Source organism: Rickettsia sp. TH2014, assembly GCF_019249195.1.
In the GTDB taxonomy this organism is placed as follows: Bacteria; Pseudomonadota; Alphaproteobacteria; order Rickettsiales; family Rickettsiaceae; genus Rickettsia; species Rickettsia felis.
In genome coordinates this window covers 1-4599 of record NZ_MXAX01000052.1, presented here as the reverse complement: position 1 = coordinate 4599, position 4599 = coordinate 1, and the positions used below count along the sequence as shown (strand labels likewise).

The window sequence follows — 4599 nt, the reverse complement described above, 5'->3', positions numbered from 1 at the left end:
GATTGCTTCGTCAATTACTTTGTAATTTCCTCGCAATGACGAGGTAGTATCCAAGGAACAATGCCAGGCGGGAATGACATATAAAGAAGTATACGATGTAATTTTTAAGGAAAAGTATTTATGAGCGTAGTAAATTTTTACGGACAATTAAGTAATACTCAACAATTTGATCAAATAAGGATTAATATAGCAAGTCCTGATCAAGTACGTTCGTGGTCTTTCGGTGAAGTAACAAAACCTGAAACAATTAACTATCGAACCTTTAAACCTGAGAAAGATGGTTTATTTTGTGCAAGAATTTTTGGTCCAGTAAAAGATTACGAATGTTTCTGCGGTAAATATAAGCGGATAAAAAATCGTGGTATCACATGTGAGAAATGCGGCGTTGAAGTTACGGTTTCTAGAGTAAGACGTGAAAGAATGGGGCATATTGAACTTGCAGCCCCTGTTGCTCATATTTGGTTTTTAAAGTCACTACCTTCAAGAATTAGTACGCTTCTTGATATGACAATGCGAGATGTAGAAAAGATTCTTTATTTTGAAAATTATGTAGTAGTTGACCCGGGGTTATCGATTTTACAAAAAGGCGAACTCTTAACAGAGGAAGAATTACAGAAAGCAAAAGATAAGTACGGTGAAGATGCATTTACTGCCTCTATAGGTGCAGAAGTAATACAACAAATGCTTAAAGAGCTTAATTTTTCAAAGTTAAAGCAAGAATTATACGAGGAATTACAAACCACTTCCTCAGAAGTCAAAAAGAAAAAATTAGTAAAGCGTTTAAAATTAGTAGAGGATTTTTTAGAGTCGGAAAACAAGCCGGAATGGATGATTATGGATGTTTTGCCGGTTATTCCTCCTGAAATTAGACCGCTTGTTATGCTTGACGGCGGAAGATTTGCTACTTCGGACTTAAATGAACTTTATAGAAGAGTAATTAATAGAAATAATCGTTTAAAGAAACTAATAGAGTCAAAAGCTCCTGATATAATAGTCAGGAACGAAAAAAGAATGTTACAAGAAGCGGTAGATGCGTTATTTGATAACGGTCGTCGAGGTAGAGCAGCGAAAAATGCCAATAAGCGTCCATTTAAGTCATTAAGTGACATGCTTAAAGGTAAGCAAGGCCGTTTCCGTCAGAACCTACTTGGTAAAAGGGTTGACTATTCAGGACGTTCGGTTATCGTGGTCGGACCTGAGCTTAAGCTTCATCAGTGCGGTTTACCTAAAAAAATGGCATTGGAGCTATTTAAGCCGTTTATTTATTCTAAGCTTGAGTTGTACGGTATTGCTACGACTATTAAAGCTGCAAAAAGAATGGTGGAAGCTGAAAAACCTGAAGTTTGGGATGTGCTTGAAGAAGTCATAAGAGAGCATCCGGTTTTACTTAATAGAGCTCCGACATTGCATAGATTAGGTATTCAAGCATTTGAACCGCTATTAATCGAAGGTAAAGCAATTCAGCTTCATCCGCTTGTTTGTGCTGCGTTTAATGCAGATTTTGACGGTGATCAGATGGCGGTACATATTCCGTTATCGATTGAAGCACAGCTTGAAGCTAGGGTATTTATGATGTCTACAAATAATATCTTAAGCCCTGCAAACGGACGTCCTATTATCGTACCAGATAAAGATATAGTACTTGGTTTATATTATCTAACCCTTGCATTTGATAATGAAGTAGGCGAAGGGATGATGTTCTCAGATTTAGCTGAGATGGAACATGCTTTATATAATAAATTTATAACTATTCATACAAAGATAAAATATCGTAGAAATCAGCTAAATGCCGAAGGTAAAATGGTCCCTGTTATCATTGATACTACTTACGGTAGGTTAATGGTCGGTGAATTATTGCCTTCTAACCCTAATATAGAATTCAAGTTTATTAATAAACAACTAACTAAAAAAGACATATCATTAGTTATAGATTTAGTTTATCGTCACTGCGGTCAAAAAGCTACGGTAATTTTCGCCGATCAGCTAATGAAACTAGGTTTTAAATATGCTTGTTCTTCAGGTATTTCTTTTGGAATGGACGATATGGTAGTACCGGAATCTAAGAGTACTCATATCAATGAAACTCAGCTTGAAATAAAAGAATTTGAACAACAATATTCAAACGGTTTAATTACTTATGGAGAGAAATACAATAAAGTAGTTGATGCTTGGTCAAGATGTACCGATAGAGTAGCAAACGACATGATGAAAGAGATTGCTACGCCGCCGATTAGTGATGATCCGAATCATCAAAAAATAAATGCTATATATATGATGGCTATCTCCGGAGCAAGAGGTTCTTTCCAGCAAATTAAGCAGCTAGGCGGTATGCGAGGTTTAATGACCAAATCAAACGGTCAAATTATACAAACTCCTATTATCTCTAACTTTAAGGAAGGATTAACTGAATTTGAGTGTTTTAATTCTGCTAACGGAATGCGTAAAGGGCAAATAGATACGGCTTTAAAAACAGCAAGCTCAGGTTACTTAACAAGAAAATTAGTAGACGTTGCACAAGATTGTATTATTACCGAAAAAGATTGTGGAACTGATAAAAGGATTGAAGTTAAGAGTGTTATTGAAGGGGGAGAAGTTATAGTACCTTTAGCTGAAAAGATTTTAGGCCGTACTGCTGCTATCGATATATTTCATCCTGTAACTAATGATCTAATTCTCAATAAAGGCGAGCTTATTAATGAAGCAAAGTTAGAGCAGATTGAGTCGGCTGGACTCGACAGAATTATGATAAAATCTGTATTAACCTGTGAAAGTACTACCGGTATATGTAGCATATGTTACGGTAGGGATCTTGCTACCGGTACGTTGGTGTCGGAGGGTGAGGCAATCGGGGTTATTGCTGCTCAATCTATCGGTGAACCGGGTACGCAGCTTACAATGAGAACTTTCCATATCGGAGGAGCGGCAACAAAAGGTGCTGAAGTTTCTTCTGTAGAAGCTTCCTATGACGCAAAAGTAAAAATTATAAGTCGTAACGTTGTTATTAATTCCGAAGAACGTAAAATTGTTATGAGCCGAAATTGTGAATTATTATTACTTGATAATAACGGTAATGAAAAGGCTCGTCATAAAATTCCATACGGTGCTAGATTACTTGTTGATGACGGTGATATGGTTATTAAAACTCAAAAACTAGCGGAGTGGGATCCTTATACTATACCGATTATCACGGAGAAATCAGGTAAAGTTTTATTCAAAGATATGGTTGAGGGTATTTCTATTCGTGACGTAACTGACGAGGCTACTGGAATACCGAGTAAAGTTATTATTGAATCAAAGCAATATTCACGCGGTGCAGAATTACGTCCGCGTATACAGCTTTTAGATGCTAAAGGTGAAGTTATAGCTTTATCAAACGGTTTAGAAGCTAGATATTACTTGCCGGTTGGAGCAGTTCTAAGCGTAGAAGACGGAGTACAAATATCTGTAGGTGATATTATTGCACGTATACCGAAAGAATCAACCACTACTAAAGATATTACCGGTGGTTTACCGAGAGTTGCCGAGCTTGTAGAAGCAAGACGTCCTAAAGATCACGCAGTTATTGCCGAGGTTGACGGTAGAGTAGAATTCGGTAAAGACTATAAATCTAAGAGACGTATTATTATACATCCGATTGATGAAACAATGTCTATTGAGTATATGGTACCTAAAGGCAAGCATGTTGTAGTTAACGAAGGTGACTTTGTTAAAAAAGGCGATTTATTGATTGACGGTAATCCAGTACTTCAAGATATTTTAAAAGTAATGGGTGTAGAGGTTCTTGCAAATTATATTGTTAAAGAGGTGCAAGCCGTTTATCGTCTACAAGGTGTAAAGATTGATGATAAGCACATAGAAGTTATTATTCGTCAGATGTTACAAAAAGTAGAAATCACGGATTCAGGTGGCACTACCTTATTAGCAGGGGAAAAAATAGATAGACATGAATTCGAGGAGATAAATGAAAAAGCTATTAAAAACGGCTTAAAACCTGCTGAAGCACAATTAATATTACAAGGTATTACTAAAGCTTCTCTGCAAACTAGATCGTTTATCTCTGCGGCATCATTCCAAGAGACTACTAGAGTTTTAACTGAAGCAGCTATTGCCGGTAAAATAGATAAGCTACGAGGGCTAAAAGAAAACGTGATAGTTGGACGATTAGTACCTGCCGGAACCGGTTACTTTATGGATAAAATGCGTAAAGCAGCTGTAAAGCTTGATGAAGAGAATGTATAAATATACTTGATTCTTGTAAGGCGTTATTGCGTGGATACTGAAAGTCGTCATTGCGAACGACCTAAGCGTTGTTGCATGGCTCGATTTCACCACTGGCATCTCGTGGTCAAGCCTATAGTACCGGACATTTTTCGTTTCATGTCATTCCCACGTAGGCGGGAATCCAATAAAGTAAAGCTTTTTTTAAAAGCTTCACTTTAAAAAAACTATGTAATAAAAAATCTTTAATTTTAAAGATTTTTTAATATAGATCCCTGCTTTCGCAGGAATGACATCGGTATACACACGAGCAATACTTTCCTAGCTAGAAGTGGGAATCCAGAAAAATAACCGGTCATGCCTCCATATTGCAGTTATGCC

Annotated in this window: 1 protein-coding gene; it reads left to right on the top strand. The window is 36.8% G+C overall.

Annotation, left to right across the window (positions count from 1 at the left end):
* Positions 1-120 precede the first annotated feature (120 nt).
* Positions 121-4239, top strand: coding sequence for a DNA-directed RNA polymerase subunit beta' (gene rpoC / locus KYQ89_RS00710; protein WP_218459904.1), 4119 nt, complete (start codon positions 121-123; stop codon positions 4237-4239).
* The last annotated feature ends 360 nt before the right edge of the window (positions 4240-4599 follow it).